Annotated in this window: 21 protein-coding genes; 10 read left to right on the forward strand and 11 right to left on the reverse strand. The window is 55.5% G+C overall.

Features of this window, described 5'->3' with window-relative positions:
* The first annotated feature begins 161 nt into the window (after positions 1–161).
* Positions 162–2,207 carry an oligopeptidase A gene (gene prlC / locus MRBBS_RS00225; protein ID WP_014869367.1) on the forward strand — a complete coding sequence of 682 codons (2,046 nt, stop codon included), beginning with the start codon at positions 162–164 and terminating at the stop codon, positions 2,205–2,207.
* Positions 2,208–2,277: 70 nt separating this feature from the next.
* Positions 2,278–2,526, forward strand: coding sequence for a YheV family putative zinc ribbon protein (locus MRBBS_RS00230; protein WP_014869368.1), 249 nt, complete (start codon positions 2,278–2,280; stop codon positions 2,524–2,526).
* Positions 2,527–2,780: 254 nt separating this feature from the next.
* On the opposite strand, the gene MRBBS_RS00235 is transcribed toward MRBBS_RS00230, so the two are convergent.
* From MRBBS_RS00235 to MRBBS_RS00275, 10 genes are all read right to left on the reverse strand, one after another.
* On the reverse strand, positions 2,781–4,106 hold the full coding sequence (locus MRBBS_RS00235) for a Na+/H+ antiporter family protein (RefSeq protein WP_014869369.1): 1,326 nt from the start codon (positions 4,104–4,106) through the stop codon (positions 2,781–2,783).
* Between the two features lie 114 nt (positions 4,107–4,220).
* On the reverse strand, positions 4,221–4,451 hold the full coding sequence (locus MRBBS_RS00240; protein ID WP_014869370.1) for a DUF1653 domain-containing protein: 231 nt from the start codon (positions 4,449–4,451) through the stop codon (positions 4,221–4,223).
* A gap of 87 nt (positions 4,452–4,538) precedes the next feature.
* A complete protein-coding gene (locus tag MRBBS_RS00245) occupies positions 4,539–4,988 on the reverse strand; it encodes a group I truncated hemoglobin (protein WP_041634993.1) in 450 nt (149 codons plus the stop codon).
* A 2-nt stretch (positions 4,989–4,990) separates the two neighbouring features.
* Positions 4,991–5,860, reverse strand: coding sequence for a DUF3034 family protein (locus MRBBS_RS00250; protein ID WP_014869371.1), 870 nt, complete (start codon positions 5,858–5,860; stop codon positions 4,991–4,993).
* On the reverse strand, positions 5,857–8,214 hold the full coding sequence (locus MRBBS_RS00255; RefSeq protein WP_014869372.1) for a putative bifunctional diguanylate cyclase/phosphodiesterase: 2,358 nt from the start codon (positions 8,212–8,214) through the stop codon (positions 5,857–5,859). Before MRBBS_RS00255 ends, MRBBS_RS00250 begins: the two co-directional genes overlap by 4 nt.
* On the reverse strand, positions 8,214–8,879 hold the full coding sequence (locus MRBBS_RS00260) for a methylamine utilization protein (protein ID WP_014869373.1): 666 nt from the start codon (positions 8,877–8,879) through the stop codon (positions 8,214–8,216). The genes MRBBS_RS00255 and MRBBS_RS00260 overlap by 1 nt, the downstream gene beginning before the upstream one ends.
* 50 nt (positions 8,880–8,929) lie before the next feature.
* Complete coding sequence (locus MRBBS_RS20165; RefSeq protein WP_014869374.1) at positions 8,930–9,061, reverse strand: hypothetical protein; 132 nt, start codon at positions 9,059–9,061, stop codon at positions 8,930–8,932.
* Positions 9,062–9,083: 22 nt separating this feature from the next.
* The gene (locus tag MRBBS_RS00265) at positions 9,084–9,470 is read right to left on the reverse strand and encodes a DoxX family protein (protein ID WP_041634994.1); all 387 of its coding nucleotides are present in this window, start codon (positions 9,468–9,470) and stop codon (positions 9,084–9,086) included.
* Between the two features lie 103 nt (positions 9,471–9,573).
* Positions 9,574–10,227: a hypothetical protein gene (locus MRBBS_RS00270; protein ID WP_041634995.1), complete on the reverse strand. Its 654-nt coding sequence runs from the start codon at positions 10,225–10,227 to the stop codon at positions 9,574–9,576.
* A gap of 192 nt (positions 10,228–10,419) precedes the next feature.
* The gene (locus MRBBS_RS00275; RefSeq protein WP_014869378.1) at positions 10,420–11,763 is read right to left on the reverse strand and encodes an MATE family efflux transporter; all 1,344 of its coding nucleotides are present in this window, start codon (positions 11,761–11,763) and stop codon (positions 10,420–10,422) included.
* Positions 11,764–11,928: 165 nt separating this feature from the next.
* Between MRBBS_RS00275 and coxB the strand changes: the two genes are divergently transcribed.
* From coxB to MRBBS_RS00290, 3 genes are all read left to right on the forward strand, one after another.
* Complete coding sequence (gene coxB, locus MRBBS_RS00280; RefSeq protein WP_014869380.1) at positions 11,929–13,059, forward strand: cytochrome c oxidase subunit II; 1,131 nt, start codon at positions 11,929–11,931, stop codon at positions 13,057–13,059.
* Positions 13,060–13,127: 68 nt separating this feature from the next.
* A complete protein-coding gene (gene ctaD, locus MRBBS_RS00285; RefSeq protein ID WP_014869381.1) occupies positions 13,128–14,735 on the forward strand; it encodes a cytochrome c oxidase subunit I in 1,608 nt (535 codons plus the stop codon).
* Between the two features lie 2 nt (positions 14,736–14,737).
* The gene (locus MRBBS_RS00290; protein ID WP_014869382.1) at positions 14,738–15,625 is read left to right on the forward strand and encodes a cytochrome c oxidase subunit 3; all 888 of its coding nucleotides are present in this window, start codon (positions 14,738–14,740) and stop codon (positions 15,623–15,625) included.
* Positions 15,626–15,667: 42 nt separating this feature from the next.
* On the opposite strand, the gene MRBBS_RS00295 is transcribed toward MRBBS_RS00290, so the two are convergent.
* Positions 15,668–15,871 (reverse strand): twin transmembrane helix small protein, encoded by a 204-nt coding sequence (locus MRBBS_RS00295; RefSeq protein WP_014869383.1) that lies wholly within the window; start codon positions 15,869–15,871, stop codon positions 15,668–15,670.
* Between the two features lie 95 nt (positions 15,872–15,966).
* Here MRBBS_RS00295 and MRBBS_RS00300 point away from each other — a divergent pair, with 95 nt between their 5' ends.
* The 5 genes from MRBBS_RS00300 (at position 15,967) to MRBBS_RS00320 (ending at position 20,174) form a co-directional block, all read left to right on the forward strand.
* On the forward strand, positions 15,967–16,629 hold the full coding sequence (locus MRBBS_RS00300) for an SURF1 family protein (protein ID WP_014869384.1): 663 nt from the start codon (positions 15,967–15,969) through the stop codon (positions 16,627–16,629).
* A gap of 84 nt (positions 16,630–16,713) precedes the next feature.
* On the forward strand, positions 16,714–17,364 hold the full coding sequence (locus tag MRBBS_RS00305) for a hypothetical protein (RefSeq protein ID WP_014869385.1): 651 nt from the start codon (positions 16,714–16,716) through the stop codon (positions 17,362–17,364).
* Positions 17,365–17,375: 11 nt separating this feature from the next.
* Positions 17,376–18,509, forward strand: a complete 1,134-nt coding sequence (locus MRBBS_RS00310) for a COX15/CtaA family protein (RefSeq protein ID WP_041634996.1) — start codon at positions 17,376–17,378, stop codon at positions 18,507–18,509.
* Positions 18,506–19,486 (forward strand): heme o synthase, encoded by a 981-nt coding sequence (gene cyoE, locus MRBBS_RS00315; protein ID WP_014869387.1) that lies wholly within the window; start codon positions 18,506–18,508, stop codon positions 19,484–19,486. The genes MRBBS_RS00310 and cyoE overlap by 4 nt, the downstream gene beginning before the upstream one ends.
* Before the next feature lie 19 nt (positions 19,487–19,505).
* A complete protein-coding gene (locus tag MRBBS_RS00320) occupies positions 19,506–20,174 on the forward strand; it encodes an SCO family protein (protein WP_014869388.1) in 669 nt (222 codons plus the stop codon).
* The last annotated feature ends 5 nt before the right edge of the window (positions 20,175–20,179 follow it).

Below are 20,179 nucleotides of genomic sequence, written 5' to 3' on the forward strand. Positions count from 1 at the left end.
GGAGTTGGCTTTGCAAAACGGGGCGTAGCCAAGAAAGGTGGAGCTCAAACCGCACAGGACATTTTTTGAGGCGCGTTTTGAAAAGCCAACTCCCTGATCGCCTTGCTCCATAGATATTCTTTTCAAACTACCCGACATTTGAACCGCTGAGAAGGGGAACGATGAACAATCCACTACTGACCAACGACTTGCTACCCAAATTTGAACACGTGCGCACTGAGCATATGGAACAAGCGATCGACCAGATTCTCAGTGAAAACCGCATGAAAATTATCAGCCTGGCGCAGAACGAAGAACCGGACTGGGACACTCTGGTGCAGCCCATGCAGTCGCTTGAGGACAAACTGAGCAACGCATGGTCGGTAATCTCCCATCTGAACGCGGTGATGAACAACGACGACCTGCGCAAAGTGTACAAAAACTGCCTGGAAAAGCTCACCGAGTACAGCACTGAGCTGAGCCAGAATGCGGTTTTGTGTGAGGCTTACAAAAAGCTGGCAGCCCGCGATGATTTCAGCGGACTAAGCGAAGCCCAGCGTAAAGCCGTGGAAAACACCCTGCGGGACTTCCACCTGGGTGGCGTTGACCTGCCCGATGATCAGAAAAAGCGCTACGCCGACCGGGCCCGCGAGCTCTCGGAGCTGTGCAACAGCTTCAGTGAAAACGTCCTGGACGCCACCCAGCATTGGTTCAAGCAAATCTCCGATAAGAGCGAGCTGGCCGGCGTGCCTGAGAGTGCCCTGGAAGGCGCCAAAGCGGCAGCCAAACAGAAAGATCTGGAGGGTTATGTCATTACTCTGCATTTCCCCAGCTTCCACCCGGTAATGACTTACTGCGACAATCGCGAGCTGCGCCGTGAAGTGTATGAAGCCTTTGTTACCCGCGCTTCCGACATGGGGCCAGACGCCGGCACTTGGGATAACACCCCGGTGATGGCGGAAATCCTAAAACGCCGCCACGCTCTGGCACAACTACTGGGCTTTAATAACTTTGCAGAGCGCTCGCTGGTCACAAAAATGGCCCGCGATACCGATGAAGTATTGGGCTTTTTGACGGATCTGGCGAACAAAGCCAAGCCGGTGGCAGAGCAGGAATTTGCCGAGCTCAAGGCCTTTGCAAAAGACGAACATGGCTTGGATGACCTGCAGGCTTGGGACATTGGTTATTACAGCGAAAAATTGCGCCAACAGCGTTACGATATTTCCCCGGAAGCCCTGCGCCCCTGGTTTCCGGTGGACAACGTGGTGCCTGGCCTGTTCCGCGTGACAGAAAAGCTGTTTGATATCCAGATTGAAGCCAAACCAGACGTAGAAACCTGGCACGAAGACGCCACCGCCTACTGCATCAGCCGTGACGGCGAGCCCATTGCCTGGTTCTATTTAGACCTGTTTGCCCGCCAAGGCAAGCGTGGCGGTGCCTGGATGGCGGATTGCCGGGTACGCTGGCGAAACCTGCACGGCACCCTGCAGTTGCCGGTGGCTTTCCTGACCTGCAACTTTACCCCACCGGTGAACGGCAAGCCGTCGCTGCTGACCCACGATGAGGTCACCACCCTGTTCCACGAGTTCGGTCACGGCCTGCACCACATGCTGACCCAGGTGGAGGTAATGGACGTGTCGGGTATTAATGGTGTGGCGTGGGACGCGGTCGAACTGCCGAGCCAGTTCCTCGAAAACTGGTGCTGGAACCCGGAATCGCTGGCGCTGATTGCTGCCCACCACGAAACTGGTGAGCCGCTACCGCAGGATATGTTGGAAAAGCTGTTAGCCGCAAAGAACTTCCAGTCGGGCATGGGGTTGGTGCGTCAGCTTGAATTCTCGCTGTTCGATTTCCGCTTGCACGCCGAGTTCGTCGACACCGCGCCGACCAACCCGCTGGACGTTCACCGTCAGGTACGTGATGAAATAGCGGTTATTGAGTCGCCAGAGTTCAATCGCTTCCCCAACTCGTTTTCCCACATCTTTGCCGGTGGGTATGCAGCGGGTTATTACAGTTATAAATGGGCTGAAGTGCTGGCGGCAGACGCGTTCTCGCTGTTTGAGCAAAATGGCATTTTCGACCCGGCAACCGGCAAGTCTTTCTTGCAGAATATTCTGGAGAAAGGCGGTTCACAAGAACCCATGGAGCTGTTCAAAGCCTTCCGCGGCCGCGAACCCGAGGTAGACGCGTTGTTGCAGCAAACTGGCATCAGCCCACAAGTCGCCTGACTCCATTTGCCACTGGCAATCTGCCCCGCCGGCCAAGACCGGCAGGGGCCACTTAATATGGAGTTATCAAATGCTAAGCCCGAAGCGTTTCATCGCCGGAGCCGTTTGTCCCCGCTGTGCGGAGATGGACAAAATTACCATGTACACCGACGACGCCGGTGAGCAAATCCGCGAATGCGTGGTTTGCGGTTTCACCGACGGCATCTCTGACATAGAAGCTCCGGCTGCCCCGGAACTGCAAACCCGCGTGAACAAGCGCAAAAACGAAGATGACCATACCGTTAAGCAGGTGGTGTTCTTCAAAGGGTCTGGGGATTAGATTCTATTTGGTGGTCTGATTTTTCGGTGGAGGGTCAAGGATGTGGGGTGTCTTTTCTTCTGGGAAAAACAACTCGCTTCGCTCAGACATATTTTTCCTGACAGAAAAGACACCCCACACCCCTCCCATTTGACTGTAGAGATAGGCTGACAAACAACACAACCAGTTTTTCCGCAAAGGAACGGATTTCAAATCCGTCCCTGGTCTTTCTTTAAAGTTTAAGGGGACAGATTTCAAATCTGTCCCCTTAAACTTTAAAGAACCATCGCCGCAACCCACCCGAAACCAAGCAAAGGCAAGTTGAAGTGCAGGAACGTGGGCACCACTGAATCCCATATGTGATTGTGCTGGCCGTCGGCATTCAGGCCGGCGGTGGGCCCGAGTGTCGAGTCAGACGCTGGCGAACCCGCGTCACCCAAGGCACCCGCGGTGCCAACCAGGGCAATGATGGCCATGGAGCTAAAACCCATTTCCAGCGCCATCGGCACATACAGCGCCGCAATGATAGGAATGGTGGAGAAGGACGAGCCAATACCCAAGGTAATCATCAGGCCTACCAGCAGCATCAGCAGGGCCGCCAGGGCTTTGTTGGCGCCGATGATGTCGACCGAGCTTTGCACCAGAGTGGTGATTTCGCCGGTTTCGCGCATGACTTCGGCAAAGCCGGAGGCGGCGATCATTATGAAACCGATCATCGCCAGCATTTTCATGCCTTCGGTGAACAGGTCGTCTGCTTCTTTCCACTTCACCACGCCCGACAGGTTGAACAGCAGGAAGCCGGCCAATGCGCCCAGAATCATGGAGCCGAGCCATAACTGCACCACAAAGGTGACCACAATGGCGGCCAGAGCCATCACCAGGGTCATGGGTTTGTAGGTGGTGGTGACTTTTTCGGTGCGGGTTATGGCGCTGAGATTGTAGTTACGTTCGCCGCGGTAGGTAATAAAAATAGCGACCAGCAGGCCACAGAGCATACCCAGAGCAGGCAGAGCCATGGCTTTCATGACGCTCAGACCTTCGGTATCGCCACCATTGGCGCTGATTTTGGCCATCAGGATTTCGTTCAGGTAAATACCGCCAAAACCCACGGGTATGAACATGTACGGGGTAATCAGGCCAAAGGTGAGTGCGCAGGCCACCATGCGGCGGTCCATTTTCAGCTTTGCCATGACATACAGCAGCGGCGGAACCACCAGTGGAATAAACGCAATGTGAATCGGCAGGATGTTCTGGGACGACAGTGCAATGGCCACCAGAATGGCGATGATCATGTAGCGCACGCTTTTCACAGCCGTACTGCTACCTTCGCTTTGCCCGACTTTGGCCAGGATTTTGTCGGCCAGCAGGTTGGCCAGGCCAGATTTACCGATAGCAACCGCAAAGGCGCCCAGAACGGCGTACGACAGCGCCACTTTGGCGCCTCCGCCCAGCCCATTGTTGAAGGCATCAATGGTGTCGTTCAGCGACATTCCGGCAATCAGGCCGCCGGAAACGGCACCTACTATCAGGGCAACAACAACGTGAATGCGGGCCACGCTTAATACAAGCATGATCAGCACCGCAGCAACAACGGCATTCATGGCAAACTCCGGGTATGCGTAATGAGTTATCCGGCCTTCTTGCGAAGGCTGAGATTATGAAAACGCGGTAATGTGCAGTAATTTGCCAGCTTAGTCAAAGGGCTTGTGTAACGTTTAAGGTTGGTCGATACGAGCAAAACGCGGAAGCTGCTCCCCTGCAACGTTTACGGTTTCGCGGAACATGCTGAGGGGGCGCACCCAAAGGCTATAATCGCCGTAGAGGCAGCGGTAGACCACCAATTTTTCCTCGGTCTCGCTGTGGCGGGCAATGTCGATCACTTCGTAATCTTTGCCCTTGTAGTGCCGATAGCGGCCCGGAAGGACATCTATTTGTTTTTCAGTCATGCGGGTGTTGTGCCTCGTTTGCGTTGCACTTGTCTTTGCTGCCGTTGTCTTTATAACCTTTTTGTGACTTTTTTTCGCTGCGGGCTTTCAAAGATGTCGGATATCTGGGTACATCGGTAGCAGTTTTTTAATCAGCCGATTCTGCGCTGCTGTTGGCACATCGTTTTCTTCCATAGCGAGAATAAGGTTCTCTGCCAGGGCATTAAACTGGGTGTTTGTGATGCCCATGGCCGCGTGCGATTCGCGCATCTCGCGCCCGGAATACTGGCATGGGCCGCCACTTAGTTCACACAATTGATCTGTCAGGTGGCGATGAAACTGCGCAACGTTTATGCCCTTGAACTGATGACTAATTCGCGTGTCGTCCACGATGAGATACAGCAGATCTTCCACCACATCCGCAATGCCTGCGCGCTCGCCCAACTGAAGATAGAGGCTGTTGTCGGGTTCGCGGTGAAAGCTTTGGCAGCCCGATAAAACAAGGCTGGCCAGGACAACAAAAGCGGCGAAGTGGGTTTTCATTGTGCCCGGACGCATGATCAGAAACTCCCCTGCAGAGACAGATAAACACCCTGTTGATCTTTCAGGGTTGCGACATCACCCAGATTAACGAACGCTGCTGTTACGGCCAGCCTGCGGTCCGGCACCCAGGCAATAAACAGGTCCCACCAGTCGTCTTCGCGGGCAAAGCTCAGGTTATCCGGCTTCTGACGGTACTCGGCGCCCAGCAGCCATTGGCGGTTAATAAATACGCCAGCGCCGGTTTCGGCCATAAACTCATAGCTATTATTGAGGTCGCCGCCAAAACCCAGCAGCCCGCCCTGGTTGGCACGGGTTCCACGCACGGTGGCGTTTAGCAGCAGGTTGCGGCCAAAGACGGCGGCAAAAAACAGTTTCGACCCGGCGAAATAGACGTCCGTGCCGCTGTCGTCTCGGGCACCGATAGCTTCCGGCACCGTGAAATCCTGCTGCCGTTTGTGTTGCACGCCGGCAGACCACTGGCCCCAAGGGCTATAGAGAGCGTCTCCTATCAGCCGTACTTTCACCCCGAAAACATCCTGATTGAGTTCATCCTTTTTAAGGCTGCTTAGATCCAGGGTCTGCCGTGCGAATGTAACTTCAACCCGGTTGTTCCAGTTCAAACCGGCACCAATGACCGCGAGCGTGTAGTCATCCACCTCGGCGCGACTTATGGCCACCGTTCCGCCCCATTCTTCATCACTTGCGTAGCTGCCAAGCAAGGCCCAGGGCACAAGCCCGCCGCCGGCGCTGCCTTCTATAGTGGTGACGCCACCGGTTGCCCACAGGCGACTGCCAACATCCGCAGATGCCAAGGGTGTTGCAAGAATCCCCAGGGTCAGAAAGGGTGCGAATATCACAGCACCCCGGTTGCTGAAAAAACGTGTCATGGCGAAGGCTCCGGCGTTTTTTCACTCAGTTCCTGCTGGCGTTCTGACAGGGCTGCAACCGTCTGCGCAAGTTTATCCGCAGAAACCGGACGGCTCAGATAAAAGCCTTGGCCGACATCGCAGCCCCAAGCCTGCAGTAATTTCCAGGTTTCAAGGTTCTCGATACCCTCGGCGACTACTTTTAGCCCAAGCCCGTGGGCCATATCGATGGTGGATCTTACAATCAACTGGTCCTGAGGTTCGGAATTTAGTCTGAGCACAAAGGATTTGTCTATTTTCAGTTCCTGAACGGGTAGTTTGCGCAGCTGTGAAAGCGAAGAATAGCCAGTACCAAAATCGTCAACGGACAGGGTTACACCGAGGTTACGGAGGCGGTTCAATGTCGCCATCGCTTCTACTGGGTCCTCCATCAATGCGCCTTCTGTTACTTCCAGAGTGATGCGCTCCATGTGGTGGTGCCAGTCGCTGAAAATGCTGGCTACGCGATCGGTCAGCGCCGGCCAGGTCAGGTCCATTGCGGACAGGTTGATTGCGACACCAGCATCCAGGCCCGCGTTGAACCAGGCGCGGGCATCGTTGGCAACCTTCTGCAGGATATGATCTGTCAGGTCATGGATCTGCCCAGACTGCTCGGCGAGGAAGATAAATTCTTCCGGTGATATAAAGCCCAGCTCCGGGTGTCTCCAGCGCACCAGAGCTTCCACTTGAAGCAACTGCCCGGTGCCGTTATCCAATTTGGGTTGGTAGTTCATGTGCAGGCCGTCGTGGCGGATTGCACTGTGCAGGTCTGAGACCAGTTTGAGTTCGCGTAGGTGGTTTTCATCCTGGCCCGGCTTATATCGCGCAATCGCAACACCTTTTTGCAAGGCCTGCTCAAAGGTCAGGTTTACGCGTCTTCTCAGCTCATTGGTTTGGCTGGCATCGGCAGGTAATTGCAGTGTTATCAAGCTTGCACGCAGGGAAAACGGGGTGTTGTCGATATTTAGGGGTGATTCGGCAGTGTTACGCAGAGTCAGCGCAAGTTGCTCCAGCGCTTCAGGGCTAAGCTTGGGGATCAGCGCCAGAAACTCACCGCCACCGGTGCGAGCAATCAGGCTGGCATCCGGAAGTTCATCACGCAGCCGTTGCGAGAGACTAAGCAGAATTTTGTCGCCGAACTCCAGGCCAAGCGTATCGTTGATGTCAGAAAGGTCGCTAACGCGCAGACCAATCAGGCTGCAGGGTTTACCGGCGTTAAAGCCATCTTCGGCTTTTTGCAGCAAAGCGTTACGGTTGCCCAGCCCGGTGACTTCGTCATGGCTTGCGGCATGGCGGATTTCCGTTTCACGACGGATAAGCCGGGCCAGTGTGTCCCGAAGCGTATCCCTGAGTTGCCTCAGCTCGCCTCCGGTGCGGATGTCAGGCGCTGGCGGGTTTTCCCCCTGCCCAACGGCTCGAGCGTAATGGGCCAGTTGCAACACCGGCCGGCCAAGATGCCTGGCGGTAAGCAGTGCCAGTAATATGGCAAGTGCCATGATGACAGTCACCAGCAGGGCTATTTCCAGGGCGCGACTGTAATAGTTTTGCAGGCTGGCTTCCCGGCTGGTCAGTAGAACCGCCTCGAATGAGCTTTGCTCGAAAGCACCCAGGTTCAGCGTGCGGGTGAAGTAGCGGTCGCTTTTGATGAAGTTTCGGTCATTTGCAGATATGTTTAGAGCCGGGTTCCCGGCGTTGTCGATATCGGAGGACGCGGCAAAGTTAGTGAATCCGCCGGAGCCGTTCGGGCTTGCTCGAAAAATAACCGAACTGCCGCTGAGCCGGGCGATGACATTTGCCAGTTCCTGATCGAGCTCGAAACCGGCAACCAGCCATGCTCTTAATCCGGGTGCTTCGACAGGAGTGACCAACACCTCATAGCCGCGCTGGTTAATGGTGAGCAGTGAACGGTCAGCACCGTTTTTACGCGCTGTGGCTAGCTGCGTTTCGGTAATGCTGGGTATCGTTTGTGTCAACGTAGATGCCAAGAGTTGTCCCTGGCTATCCAGCAGTAGCGCAAAGTCTGCGTCTACGCGTCCGCTGTGGTTTTCCAGAGCGCTGTTCAGGGTTGCCGGATTGCGGCTGGCAATGGCAGAACGAAAACCAAAGTCGCGGACAACGACATCCAGACGGGAGAGCTCGAGATCGGTGCGGCGGTCAATCACCTCTGTGGTCAGGCGTTCGGCTATCGTGAGTTGTTCCATGGCACGGCGCTGTTCGTCTTCGAACAGGTACACCATCATCAGCGCGCCGATCAGCAGGCTTACCAGCGCGACCATAGCAACCATGGCAGTAACCAGGCGACCGCGAAACCCTATGCGGTTAGTCCGTCCACCCATCAAAGTTCCTGAAATCGCTTTTGAAGATCATCCATCGGGCCCTCGAGGCGTGGCTCGGGCGTCAGCTCAATGCTGACGGTTTCTATACTGGAATTTGTCAGGCTGGTCGCATTAATTTCCCGAACCAGCGGCCTGGTGTTGTCTGGTAGGCGTGGGTGCCAGATATTCAGGCTCAGCGAGCCGGGTACTAGAGTGTCGTCGAAGTCTAGCGCGATCGTTACCTCGCCCTGCTCATTGGTTTGGCCGATGGCTCGGCTATCGGCGACAACAATGAAGGCCTGCATATGGTCGTGAATATTACAGCCAAGCTCGACAATGCCGGGCTGATCAAACACAACCGGTGCTTCGGGCTTATCAGCATAAAGTTCGAGATTAAAGGTTTTCGCCGGCGAAAAAGAATAGACGTGGTGCTGGGTGTTGTCCTGATTGGGGAAATCCACGCTGGAGCCTGTGGGCAGAATCAACACATGGGGATGAAACATGCGGTCTTTCTGAAACACTTCTGACTGCACGGGAGAGGGTTTGCTGCCGTCATTCAAATACACAACGGCTCCCGCGACAGGCGCGGCGCCATCAGCAAGCTGAACCCTGACCGTCAGGTCATCTGCCAGTAAAGACGCCGGTAGAAGACAACAGGCCATCAGTAAAACGGTATGTATCTTCATTTTGGCTACGAACCTTTCGATTGGCCTGAATCTTCCGGGGCCAGGTGGAGTCAGGCACTGCCAATTTGCCCAAATAACTCGTGCAGCAGCAGGTTAGCACGAGTTGCCTCCATATCGATAAACCCGCTAGCCTTCACCTTTAAAGTGGCAACGGTGGCCAGGTTCCGGCGGGGCTTCAGCAAACACGGAATCCTCGTTTAGCACTCAGTTGCGCAGGGTATAGCGGCCTGAGCCGAGGAAAAACACGGCTACAGCACTCATCAGAAAGAAAAGCTGCAGTTCCAGGTGCAGCCCGCCGTTGCTGCTCAGCAGCATCAACTGGTGGCTGTGCACTAGAATCAGGGCCACCAACATGTTTGCCACAATCAACAGGGCGCCGGTGCGGGTGTGAAAACCCAGAATAATCATCAACGGGGCCAGTACTTCGCCAATAATCACGCCCCAGGCCAGAAACGCCGGCAAGTTACGGCTGATTAGCTGGGCTTCAATATAGCCCACACCGCTTATCAGTTTATCGATGCCGTGAAAAAGCAGCAGGCAGCCCAAAGTGAGGCGGATAATCAGTTTTCCAAGATCGGTATTGGCAAGCATGGTTTGGGCCTCGGGCAGGTAAAAGACAGCGCACAGCTTAACGACTTCGGCGTCAGGCGCAAGGCAATGAATGTGATATAAAAAATGCTGAGTGCAGAAGGGGCTAGCGCCGGCGGCGATTGCCCAGAGTAAAACGGATGTGGTTGCGCACCAGCAGATTTTCCCAATACTGGCGCATTGAGTCCCAAGCCGCGTTGTTGGCCTGTGCCACGAACGGGTCCAGATTAAGATCGTAGTAGTTTGGGCTGCCGGCAATCTGCCGCACAGTTATCGCTACCGCGTCGTCCAGCTCATTGGCGAAGGGCTCGCCAATGAGCTCGTGTACCAGCAGGTTGGCACGTGTGGCCTCCAGATCCACCAGTTGGCTGCGGCGGAAGCTGTGGTTATTTTCGTACATATCTTCCATCAGGCGGTGGCACAGATAGGCGCTGATTAGCAGCCCATCAAGGCCGATATAGTGGCTAAGAAGCACAGACGGGTTGGTGAAAAAACGGGTGGCGGCGTCTAGAAAGGGCGTGAATAGACCTTCGTGGCCGGCTTCGCGGGCGCAGGTGTCAATCGCGTGAATCAGCCGCGGGGCTGTTTCGATGTATTCCACTGAAAACTGAAACAGGCAGCTAGCCGGCGCTTGACTGTTAAAGCTGATGCACGTTGGCAGCGCCTTGGCACGCAACTGCAGTTGGCGCCAAAAAGCGCCTGAGCGGGCTTCCCTGCACCTTGCAGTGTCAATGATGTCCAGGACTGCTTTCGGAGTCATGTACACGGTTGCCGGTGTCGATACGTAAAAAGATCGCATGGCGCCTCCCGTTCATGTCACGGGTATATGGGTTGTGCAGGCAAATGACCTGGTTAGGCGCAGGGTGAAGCCTGTAATGTAAATAAAGTGTAGACGACTATTTCAGCCTTGCCGGCCGGGGCGGTAACAATTTAACTTGGCTGTGGGAAGCTGTTATCGGCTTTCCTTATCGCGAAACCAGCGCCCCTGACGGTTAAAGTGCAGGTATACCAACCCCATACTCAGCGCTCGCGCCAGCATCAGGCTGGTCATCGCAAACCACAGCCCGTGATTTCCCCAGTCGGTGGTTAGCCACCACACCGGCAAATATACGCCCAGGGCGGCAAATAGCATGGTGTTCTGCATGGCTCGGGTTTGGGTGGCGCCAATGAAAACGCCGTCAAATAGAAACCCCCACACCGCGGTGAAAGGCAGCAGCCACACCCAGGGCAGATACTGCCAGGCGTTGATTTGCACGGCTTCGATGTTGGTTAATAATCCGATCAGCGTCTGGCCGCCCAGCACAAAAAGCGCTGTCAGCAGCAAGGCACCCCAAATCGACCAGCGCAGGGCGGTGTCGAATACCTGCTTGAACTGGCGCCGGCTGCCACGGCCGACGGCCTCGCCGATCAGAGCTTCAGCGGCGTTAGCAAAGCCATCCAGGGCGTTGGAGATAACCAGCAGAAAAGTAAAAAGTACCGCGTTGGCTGCCAGAATAGCATCGCCTTGGCGCGCGCCCTGAGCGGTAAAAAAGGCAAACGCCAGCAGCAAGGCGATGGTGCGCACCATAATAAAACGGTTTACCTGAAGTATGCGCAGGTAGTCGGCAAGGGTGCCAATCAGCGCGCGGGTCATGCGCTGGCCTTCGGGCATGCGCCGTAAAACGATCGCCAAACCAATCAGCGCCGCACCGTATTCCGCGATCACCGTAGCCATGGCCACCCCGCGGCTGTTCCAGCCGAATCCGGTCACAAACAGCACGTCTAGAACCAGATTCACGCCGTTGGCCACCACCAGCATGATCATTGGGCCGCGGGAATACTGGGTGCCAATCAGCCAACCCACCAGGGTGTACTGGCACAGTACCGCCGGCGCGCTCCAGATGCGGATGGCAGCGTATTCGGAGGCTAATTCCAACACGCCTGCGCTGGGGTTCATCAGCGCCAGACCGGCGTGTATCAATGGCTTTTGAAAAGTAATCAACACCAAACCGATGACTACTGCCAACAACAGCGAGCGCACCAGCAGTGCCACCTGCTCATGCTCGTCACGTTTGCCCCAGGCCTGAGCCACCAAACCGGTGGTGCCCATGCGCATAAAGCCGAAGGTCCAATACAAAATGCTGAACAGGTTAGCGCCCACAGCCACGGCGCCAAGATATTGCGGATCTGGCAGGTGCCCCAGCACGGCGGTGTCTACCAGGCCAAGCATCGGCACAGTAAGATTGGTGAGCATCAACGGCCACGCCAACGCCCATAATCGGCGATCCAGGCGGGTTAAACGGTGCAAGGGCGTCATAAACGGTTATCCAGAATAGTCACGGCGGTAAAGCGCTGGAATCATAACGTTGTTGAATTTCAGCTGTTTGTTAGCCTTTTCGTCATCTATTATGCTTATAATGGAGATCGAGATATTTGAAAGCAGTCTTTCACCCGACAATAATAATCTATGTGGAGACGCAATATGCGTGTGCGCGCAAAACGGGCTTGGGCCCTATGCGGCTTGGCTTTGTTCCCGGTAATGTCCATGGCGGACTGGGCCATGAACATGAGACCCGGTGTTACCCAAACCAGCAACGACATTTATGGCTTGCACATGACCATTCTGTGGATCTGTGTCGTCATCGGTGTTGTGGTGTTCGGCGTCATGTTCTGGTCGATCTTCGCCCATCGTAAGTCTCGCGGTCACAAGCCCGCGAATTTTCACGAGAACACCACAGTGGAAGTGCTTTGGACCATCATTCCTCTGATTATTCTTGTGGCTATGGCGGTTCCGGCCACCGTCACGCTGATTGATATGTATGACACCACCGAAGCCGATGTAGACATCAAGATCACTGGCTATCAGTGGAAATGGAAATACGACTACCTGGACGACGAGTTCGGTTACTTCTCCAGTTTGAGCACCCCCCGCGACCAGATTAATAACCGCCAGACCAAAGGCGAAAATTACCTGCTGGAAGTCGATAACCCGCTGGTTGTGCCGGTAGGCCAGAAAGTTCGATTGTTGATGACCGCAAACGATGTGATTCACTCTTGGTGGGTGCCAGAGTTCGGACTGAAAAAAGACGCCATTCCCGGTTTTATCAACGAAGCCTGGATACGAGTGGACACGCCGGGTACCTACCGCGGCCAGTGCACCGAGCTGTGCGGTAAAGACCACGGCTTCATGCCCATTGTTGTAGTAGCGGTGCCGCAGGCTGAATACCAGACCTGGGTTGGTGAGCAGCGCGCCGCGGCCGAGAAAGAAAAAGAGCTGACTCAAAAAGAATGGACCATGGCCGAGCTGATGGAGCGCGGTGAGCAAAGCTACCAAAGCGCTTGTGCCGCCTGCCACCAGGCCGATGGCAGTGGCTTGCCGCCGTCGTTTCCGGCGCTGCGTGGCAGTGCTATCGCCGTCGGCGACATGACTGGCCATATCGATATTGTGGTCAACGGCAAGCGCGGTACCGCCATGCAAGCCTTTGGCGAGCAGCTCAACGAAGTCGATATTGCGGCGATCATCACCTACGAGCGTAACGCCTGGGGTAACAACGTGGGCGACATGGTGACGCCCAAGGAAATTTTTGATTACAAGGTCCAGCAACAACAGTGACCCGTTGGCGGCGCCACGCTGCCAACCCAGACCTCTATAAGAATAACACGGCGGTTACGGGAGAAATTATGAGTACGGTTGCAGACGCTCACACCTCAGAGCATTCTTTAGGGCAGAACCACGATCATCACGGCCCAGCCAAGGGTTGGACTCGTTGGCTGTTTACGACCAACCACAAAGATATCGGGACCATGTACCTGATATTCAGTTTCGCTATGTTTTTGTTGGGTGGCTCCATGGCTATGGTCATCCGCGCCGAACTGTTCCAGCCCGGATTACAAATCGTACAGCCGGAATTTTTCAACCAGATGACCACCATGCACGGGCTTATTATGGTGTTTGGTGCAGTGATGCCGGCCTTTGTGGGCCTGGCTAACTGGATGCTACCGCTAATGGTCGGCGCACCGGATATGGCGTTGCCGCGGATGAACAACTGGAGCTTTTGGTTGCTGCCCTGCTCCTTCCTGATTCTGGTATCCACTCTGTTTATGGACGGCGGCGGCCCTAACTTCGGCTGGACCTTCTATGCGCCGCTGTCGACTACTTACGGCCCACCCAGTACCACTTACTTCATATTTGCCCTGCATATTGCCGGTGCGTCGTCGATTATGGGCGCCATCAACGTGATTGCCACGATTCTGAACATGCGTGCGCCGGGCATGACACTGATGAAAATGCCCCTGTTTGTCTGGACCTGGCTGATTACCGCGTTTCTTTTGCTGGCGGTTATGCCGGTGCTAGCAGGCGTGTTGACCATGATGCTGATGGACATCAACTTCGGCACCAGCTTCTTTGACGCCTCTGGCGGCGGTGACCCGGTGCTGTTCCAGCACATATTCTGGTTTTTCGGGCACCCCGAGGTGTACATCATGATTTTGCCGGCGTTTGGTGCCGTTTCGCACATAATCCCGGCTTTTTCCCGCAAGCCGCTGTTTGGCTATGCCTCTATGGTGTACGCGGTGGGCGCCATTGCGCTGCTATCATTCCTGGTATGGGCCCACCACATGTTTACGGTGGGGATTCCCATCGCCGGCCAGCTGTTCTTTATGTATGCCACTTTGCTGATAGCGGTACCTACTGGGGTTAAGGTGTTTAATTGGGTAGCGACCATGTTCCGCGGTTCGCTGACGTTCGAAGCACCGATGCTGTTCGCTATTGCGTTCGTTATTCTGTTCACAGTGGGTGGGTTTTCGGGGCTGATGCTGGCCATTGCTCCGGCCGATTTCCAATACCACGATACCTACTTTGTGGTGGCGCATTTCCATTACGTGCTGGTACCCGGCGCAATCTTTGGCATCTTTGCGTCTGCGTACTTCTGGCTGCCCAAGTGGACCGGCTACATGTATGACGAAACCCTGGCCAAGACCCATTTCTGGCTGTCGTTTGTGGGTATGAACCTAGCGTTTTTCCCCATGCACTTTTTGGGACTGGCGGGTATGCCGCGGCGAATTCCGGATTACGCCCTGCAATTTGCCGATTTCAACATGGTGTCTAGCATAGGTGCATTTGTGTTCGGGGCTACCCAGCTTCTGTTCCTGTTCATTGTAGTGAAATGCGCCCGCGGCGGCGGTGAGCCAGCGGCGGCCAAGCCCTGGGACGGCGCAGAGGGCCTCGAATGGACAGTGCCTTCACCTGCGCCTTACCACACCTTCTCCACACCACCGGAGGTGCATTGATTATGTCGGAACACCAGGAGTATTACGTACCGGATCAAAGCAAGTGGCCGATTATTGCTACGTTTGGGCTTGGTACAACGCTGTTCGGCGCAGCCACTATTATGGTTGACGGCGGTCAGGGTGCCAGTACCAGAAGTGGCTGGATGATCTTTATTGTGGGCATGTTATTGATGGCCTATATGATTTTCGGCTGGTTTGGCAGCGTGGTGCGTGAAAGCCGCGCTGGTCTTTACAGCCCACAAATGGACCGGTCTTTCCGCTGGGGCATGAGCTGGTTTATTTTTTCTGAAATCATGTTTTTCGCAGCGTTTTTTGGCGCCCTGTTTTACGCCCGGGTGTTTGCCATTCCCTGGCTGGGGGGCGAGGGCGATCGCGGTAGCTCGAATATGTTGTGGGAAGGGTTTCAGGCGACCTGGCCGCTGCTTAACACGCCCGACCCCAGCTTGTACCCAGCGCCCAAGGGGGTTATCGGGCCCTGGGGCTTGCCGTTGATAAACACCATTTTATTGGTGAGCTCGTCATTCACCATTACCGTTGCCCATCATGCGTTAAGGGCCGATAACCGTAAAAAATTGAAGCTGTGGCTGGGCGCCACGATTATTCTGGCGCTGGTATTTGTGGGTTTGCAGGCCGAAGAATACATGCACGCCTATCAGGACCTGAACCTGACGCTGCAGTCCGGGATTTATGGCAGTACCTTTTTTATGTTGACCGGGTTCCACGGCGCTCACGTGATTTTGGGCACCATCATGTTGATTGTGATGCTAATACGCATTAGCAAAGGTCATTTCAGCGCTGATAACCACTTCGGGTTCGAGGCGGTGGCCTGGTACTGGCACTTCGTCGATGTGGTTTGGTTGGTGCTGTTTGTCTTTGTGTACGTGATCTGACATTGCTCATCTGCCTTGTCAGAGCTGCTATCAGGGTTGACGTTAGGGTGTCGGATTCAGCGTTAAGCCGCCTTGCCAAAGCGACAGCAGAATGACCAGCAGCAACAGCACGCTCAGGGCAACGCGCAGCGCGAGGGAATTGATGACGCGATTGGTTTTTCCACCGTCGCGAATGAGAAAAAATAGGCCGCTGAACAGGCTGACGATCACCGCCAGTAATAGGGTAACAATGAGTGTTTTTAACATGTACAGGTCCGTTCGGTTAGCTTGTCTGTTCACTATAGCAAAGCATGGGTAATTCGCAGGGTCCACGGCGTTACTGGCATTGGGATTGGCGTCTTATGTTGTTTAGCGGGCTGTTTTTGCCGCTGTTACTGGGTTTGGGGGTGTGGCAGCTGCAGCGCGCCGAGTTTAAGCAGCAACAGCAGGTCCAGTGGGACCAGCAGACGTCTGAATTGGCCTGGCCGCAGCTGGTAGAACAGGGCCTGGACGCAGGTCGCCCCGTGCAGCTTAACGGATCGTATGGAGACACCACCTGGCTGCTGGACAATCGCACCCGTGATGGCATGGCCGGATACGAAGTGTTAACGGTGTTTTATCCACTCCAGGGGCCTGCGTTGGTTGTTAATCGCGGCTGGGTAATTGCACCGCGTACCCGCGAGCAGTTGCCGGAAATCCCAGCAACACAAGAACGGGTAGAAATTTCCGGGCGCCTGGCAGACTTTCCCCAACCACCGGTGCTAGCTGCCGTTCAGCCAGGCAGCGGCTGGCCAAGGCGGGTGCAAAGCCTGCCTCCGGAGGTGGCGCAAGACGTGGTGCCGGAAATACCCAGGTTGATTTTGCGCCTGGCTGACCAGAACCAGCCTGGCGCATTGCGGGCCGACTGGGCGCCAGACCGAATGGCCGTCGCAACCCATTACGGTTACGCCACCCAGTGGTTTGCGTTGGCGCTAATGCTGACTATGTTGACGGTGGTGGCCAGTTACCGTAAAGCTGCAGATTAGCAATACAGAAGTCCGGTAGTAATGTTTTCACAGTTCTACTAAATCGTTGTTCTATAATAGACGTGACCCGTTCAGGAGCCAATAATGACAACAACGGTGGCCCAGGAGCCTTCCCAGACAGCCTCGCCCAAGTCCATGAGTCCGCAGCAGATACGCAAAGGGCGGCGCATGGCGCTGCTGCTTATGGCGGTGGGTTTTGGCCCGATTATTCTGGCCAGCGCGATGTTCTACGGCGGCTGGCTCAATCCGGCTGAGCATACCAACAACGGTGCTTTGGTGACGCCTCTTGTTCCGCTTAGCGATTTGCAGTTGCAAACCGCACAGGGCGCGCCTTTGGCAGCCCGTTTCGGCCCCACGCAAACCAGCGCCACCTGGTTGCTTCTGGTGGTGGCGGACAATTGCACCGAGGTTTGCCAACAACTGCTGTACACCACTCGTCAAACCAATATTGCACTCGGCAAATACGCCACGCGGGTCAGCCGTGGTGCGGCCCTGACAAGCCTGCCACCGGCTCTTGCTCAGCGCTGGCCAGCAGACTTTGAACGTATGGAGCGGTTTGAGCCGTTGCCGGCCCAAACTCCCGTATGGCCACCGGGCGTGGAGCCAACCCAAGCGCCACAACTTTTGCTGGTAGACCCATTAGGCAACATTATGATGCGCTACCCGGCAAGTGTGCCGGGGGGCGATGTGTTGGATGACCTGAAACATCTGCTGAAAATCTCGCGAATAGGCTAAGGCGGGTGATGATGACAACGAATTACGCCAGCAATACCGAATCCATTACGGTACCTCGTCTGATGTTGCGTCTGGCCGTTCTGGCCGTTGGGCTGGCCGTGGTGGTAATCATGCTCGGCGCCTGGACCCGGCTGGTACACGCCGGCCTGGGCTGCCCGGACTGGCCTGGTTGCTACGGTTTTCTGACGGTGCCGCAGAGCGAAACCAAAATGGCCATCGCCAATGCGCGCTTTCCCGAAACTCCGGTGGATGTTGCCAAAGGATGGCCCGAGATGATTCACCGCTATGCTGCCGGCATGTTGGGCCTTCTGGTGTTCGGGCTGGCGGCTTACGCTGTGCGCCAACGCAAACTGAACGTCCCGGTAAAACTGCCCCTGTTTATAGCCGGTTTTATCGTGCTGCAAGGCGCGTTTGGCATGTGGACCGTTACTCTGAAGTTGTGGCCCCAGGTGGTGGCTTTGCATTTGCTAGGAGGCTTTACCACCCTGAGTTTGCTGGCGCTGCTGGTGTTAAGGCTACGCAGCCGCGTTCGGGGCGGGTTGGCGCAAACAGCCGTGTTGAAGTCCGCCGGCACGCGTCTCTGGCTTTATGGCGGGCTGCTGCTGGTGATTATGCAGATTGCCTTGGGCGGGTGGACAGCCGCCAACTACGCCGCCGTGGCTTGTACCGACTTACCCACCTGTGGTGGCCAGTGGTGGCCGCAAGACATGGACTTTGCCCACGGCTTTGATATAACCCAGCACGTTGGGCCCAATTATCTGGGAGGTAAGCTTAACGCTGATGGCCGGGTGGCTATTCATGTCAGCCATCGCTTAGGCGCCGTCGTTGTGCTGGTTTATTTCAGCGTGCTACTGGGACTGCTGTGGGCCCGGCGCCGGCGCAATGGCCTGGGCCAGTCAGTGGCTGTGGTAGCGGTTGTTCTGCTGGCACAGATTGGGCTGGGTTTGGCAAATGTGATTCTTTACATTCCGCTGGCGGTCGCCGTGGCTCATAACGCCACCGGTGCGCTGTTGTTGCTGAGCGTGATTCACCTGATCTGGCATCAACGTCAGTTGTCCCAAGGCTTGCCGGCACAGCTTTCGGGCGCTAAAGACAAGAAAAACAATTCGACGAATTCAGCAAAGCATCAGGAGATAACGGCATGAGTGAACAAGCGAACGTTTTGCCGGTTCCAGCCAACGCTATTGGCAATTCTTTAGGGAACTCTTTAGGCAACACTGTCGATAATTCTGTCGGCCATTCGGCTGGTAACCGCGCTGCGGCGCACTGGCGTGACTATCTGGAGCTGACCAAACCCAAAGTCGTCGCGATGATGATTCTAACCTCGGTCATTGGCATGCTGTTGGCGGTTTCCGGTTTGCCATCTTTTCAGGTTCTGGTGTTTGGCAACGCTGGCATTGCGTTGCTGGCCGGGGCTGCCGCGGTGATTAACCACGTGGTGGACCAGAAAGTAGACATTGTTATGGCGCGCACTCACAAGCGCCCGGTCGCCACAGGGCGGATTTCGGCTGCTGAAGGGCTGTTATTTGCAGGCGTATTGGCGCTGAGCGGTATGGTGATATTGATGTTGCTGGTGAACAGCCTGACAGCCTGGCTGACATTGGCGTCGCTGGTGGGTTATGCCGGCGTGTACACGCTTTTTCTGAAACGTGCCACGCCGCAGAATATTGTGATTGGCGGGTTAGCCGGCGCCATGCCGCCGCTGCTGGGCTGGACTGCGGTAACCGGGCAGGTAGACGGCCACGCGCTGCTGCTGGTGCTGATTATTTTCGCCTGGACGCCACCACATTTCTGGGCATTGGCAATTCACCGTAAGGAAGAGTACGCCAAGGCCCGCATTCCAATGCTGCCAGTGACCCACGGTAATCACTACACAGAACTGCACATCCTGCTGTACACTATTATTCTGCTTGCGGTTAGCCTGCTACCGTTTGTGACTGGAATGTCCGGTATGATTTATCTGGTCGGCGCTCTTGTACTTGGCTCGCGTTTTTTACAGTATGCGATACGCTTGCTGCGCGATGACGATCGAAGCGTAGCGCTGGACACCTTCAAATATTCCATCACCTATCTAATGGCATTGTTTGTCATTTTACTGGTTGATCACTATGCCATTATTTGATGCCTGACATGGAGCCCCGATGACCCGCCAGATTCGCACAACGGTAATCCTGCTGGTACTGGCGGTGGTGGCTGTATTCGGCCTTTCAATAGCGCGGTATTGGCTGGCGGAGCCAGCACCGGTCGAACCGCCACCGGACTTGGCCAGTGCCAATATCTATGTGTACGAGCCGCCGCGGCCGGTGATTGAGTTTGAACTCACTGATGAAAACGGCCAGACCGTTACCCGTGAAAATCTCCGCGGCCATTGGACCTTTGCTTTTGTAGGCTACACCAACTGCCCTGATATCTGCCCGGTAGCCATGGCGGCCCTGCGCCAGACCAATAAGTTGCTGCCTGCGACCTTGCCCCAGCCCCGTTACCTGCTGATCAGCGCCGACCCAGAACACGACACACCTGAAGTTTTAAAAAATTATACGAGCTTCTTTGGTGAAAATTTCCACGGTTACAGTGGTGATATAGACATAACCCGCGCCCTGGCGACCAGTTTGGGAGCGGTGTTTGTGCAGCGTGAAACGGAGGGTGGTTTACTGGTGGATCACAGCGGCCATTTTGCACTGATCGGCCCCTCGGCCGAAGTGGTGGCGCTGATACAGCCGCCCCATAAGCCGCAGCAACTAGCCGATGGCTTCGAGCAGATTTACCGCTGGGCAGATCGCCAGCGTCAGACAAACAGCTCCGCTTATTAATTCAG

This window comes from Marinobacter sp. BSs20148 (genome assembly GCF_000283275.1).
Taxonomy (GTDB): domain Bacteria; phylum Pseudomonadota; class Gammaproteobacteria; order Pseudomonadales; family Oleiphilaceae; genus Marinobacter; species Marinobacter psychrophilus.

Excerpts from the sequence above, each read along its gene's own strand:
- MRBBS_RS00240 (WP_014869370.1), bottom strand. The coding sequence starts at position 4,451 with ATGACTGAAAAACAAATAGATGTCCTTCCGGGCCGCTATCGGCACTAC.
- MRBBS_RS00235 (WP_014869369.1), bottom strand. The coding sequence starts at position 4,106 with ATGAATGCCGTTGTTGCTGCGGTGCTGATCATGCTTGTATTAAGCGTG.
- prlC (WP_014869367.1), top strand. The coding sequence starts at position 162 with ATGAACAATCCACTACTGACCAACGACTTGCTACCCAAATTTGAACAC.
- MRBBS_RS00245 (WP_041634993.1), bottom strand. The coding sequence starts at position 4,988 with ATGCGTCCGGGCACAATGAAAACCCACTTCGCCGCTTTTGTTGTCCTG.
- MRBBS_RS00300 (WP_014869384.1), top strand. The coding sequence starts at position 15,967 with ATGTTGTTTAGCGGGCTGTTTTTGCCGCTGTTACTGGGTTTGGGGGTG.
- MRBBS_RS00295 (WP_014869383.1), bottom strand. The coding sequence starts at position 15,871 with ATGTTAAAAACACTCATTGTTACCCTATTACTGGCGGTGATCGTCAGC.
- MRBBS_RS00320 (WP_014869388.1), top strand. The coding sequence starts at position 19,506 with ATGACCCGCCAGATTCGCACAACGGTAATCCTGCTGGTACTGGCGGTG.
- ctaD (WP_014869381.1), top strand. The coding sequence starts at position 13,128 with ATGAGTACGGTTGCAGACGCTCACACCTCAGAGCATTCTTTAGGGCAG.
- MRBBS_RS00260 (WP_014869373.1), bottom strand. The coding sequence starts at position 8,879 with ATGAAGATACATACCGTTTTACTGATGGCCTGTTGTCTTCTACCGGCG.
- MRBBS_RS00265 (WP_041634994.1), bottom strand. The coding sequence starts at position 9,470 with ATGCTTGCCAATACCGATCTTGGAAAACTGATTATCCGCCTCACTTTG.
- MRBBS_RS00275 (WP_014869378.1), bottom strand. The coding sequence starts at position 11,763 with ATGACGCCCTTGCACCGTTTAACCCGCCTGGATCGCCGATTATGGGCG.
- MRBBS_RS00230 (WP_014869368.1), top strand. The coding sequence starts at position 2,278 with ATGCTAAGCCCGAAGCGTTTCATCGCCGGAGCCGTTTGTCCCCGCTGT.
- MRBBS_RS00270 (WP_041634995.1), bottom strand. The coding sequence starts at position 10,227 with ATGACTCCGAAAGCAGTCCTGGACATCATTGACACTGCAAGGTGCAGG.
- coxB (WP_014869380.1), top strand. The coding sequence starts at position 11,929 with ATGCGTGTGCGCGCAAAACGGGCTTGGGCCCTATGCGGCTTGGCTTTG.
- cyoE (WP_014869387.1), top strand. The coding sequence starts at position 18,506 with ATGAGTGAACAAGCGAACGTTTTGCCGGTTCCAGCCAACGCTATTGGC.
- MRBBS_RS00290 (WP_014869382.1), top strand. The coding sequence starts at position 14,738 with ATGTCGGAACACCAGGAGTATTACGTACCGGATCAAAGCAAGTGGCCG.
- MRBBS_RS00250 (WP_014869371.1), bottom strand. The coding sequence starts at position 5,860 with ATGACACGTTTTTTCAGCAACCGGGGTGCTGTGATATTCGCACCCTTT.
- MRBBS_RS00255 (WP_014869372.1), bottom strand. The coding sequence starts at position 8,214 with ATGGGTGGACGGACTAACCGCATAGGGTTTCGCGGTCGCCTGGTTACT.
- MRBBS_RS00310 (WP_041634996.1), top strand. The coding sequence starts at position 17,376 with ATGACAACGAATTACGCCAGCAATACCGAATCCATTACGGTACCTCGT.
- MRBBS_RS00305 (WP_014869385.1), top strand. The coding sequence starts at position 16,714 with ATGACAACAACGGTGGCCCAGGAGCCTTCCCAGACAGCCTCGCCCAAG.